This is a genomic window from Burkholderia sp. GbtcB21 (assembly GCF_019091065.1).
Lineage (GTDB): Bacteria > Pseudomonadota > Gammaproteobacteria > Burkholderiales > Burkholderiaceae > Burkholderia > Burkholderia pyrrocinia_C.
The window spans coordinates 1-1,073 of record NZ_JAGXKA010000039.1 but is presented as its reverse complement, the minus strand read 5'-3'; the positions used below and the strand labels follow the sequence as shown (position 1 = coordinate 1,073).

Genomic DNA, 1,073 nt, shown 5'->3' with positions numbered 1-1,073 from the left:
CCAATGCACCCCATGATGCGATTGAGCTCTTCCGCCTTGCGCACTTCTTCCTTGAACTCGGCTGACTTCTTTTCCATTTCCTTCTGGCGGCCTTCCTGCAAAGCCTGGAACGTCGCCAGATCGCTCTTCAGGCTATCTTCGCTGTTCTTGTTCACCAGTTCCAAGAACATGGCCATCAACATGGTCAGCTTTGCGGTGTTGGAGAGGCTGTCCTGCTCGCCTCTTTGAACAGTCTCATTCTTGACTCCCAGACCCTGGGCCTGGCTCAGTAGCCTGTCTGCATTCTGAGCCTTGGCGACAGCCTGCTCATGCGCTTGCATGGCCTCGGCTTCAGCCTGATCAACCGCCTGCTGAGCGTGGTTGACTTCGCCTTGAGCCTGATTGCGCTCGGCCAGCGCCTGGGCGTAACCCGGGTCGTCGGTAGACATGCCATCCAGCTTGGCTTGCGCGTGGGCCAGTCTCTGTTTCGCCGCGTCCAGCGCGTCTTTGGCGCCGTTCAGGTTGCCCAGCGCGGACTGGTAAGCCTCGGTGGCGCGCTCGGCTTCTTCCAGCGCTGTTTGCAACTCCTGGGACAAGTGCTCGCCCATGGCTTTTTGCGCTTCCATCATCGCGCGCCAAGTGGCCAGACGGTTCTCCAGCTGCGACAGCGACACATCGCGCAACAGTTCGATCAACTGCCCAAGTAGCAAGGCCAGCTTGCCGGAACCGTTCAGTTCCTCCTGGGCCCTGGCGGTGGGCTGCGTCAATTGCGGCGTGTTCAGGTCGCTTCGCGGTTTGGGTGATCCCGCGTCTTCGCTGACGCGCATCGTGAACAGCGCCTGCGCGGACTTCTGCGCGGAATCGACGAACTTCTCGCTCGCCTGCGTGCTGCCTGTCAATGCCTTCGCCAGTTCGGCGCTGCCAAGATTGAAGCCCTGACCGATAGTCGTACCGCTCATGATTGCTCCTGTTCCTGCAGACGGGATTGCTCGTCCTTCGCCTCCTCCAAACCATCCAGATACGCCTGGGCCTTGGCGCGCAGCGCCTCGTCAGCGCTTTGCTCGCACACCAGCACGAAACACTGCCTGGCCTTG

General features: G+C 60.6%; 1 protein-coding gene. It reads right to left on the bottom strand.

All coding sequences use genetic code 11. The features are described from left to right. Positions 1-938 (bottom strand): type III secretion system translocon subunit SctE (sctE, locus tag KVT39_RS38230; protein ID WP_306795619.1); only part of this gene is annotated, 938 nt, incomplete at its 3' end. Between the last annotated feature and the right edge of the window lie 135 nt (positions 939-1,073).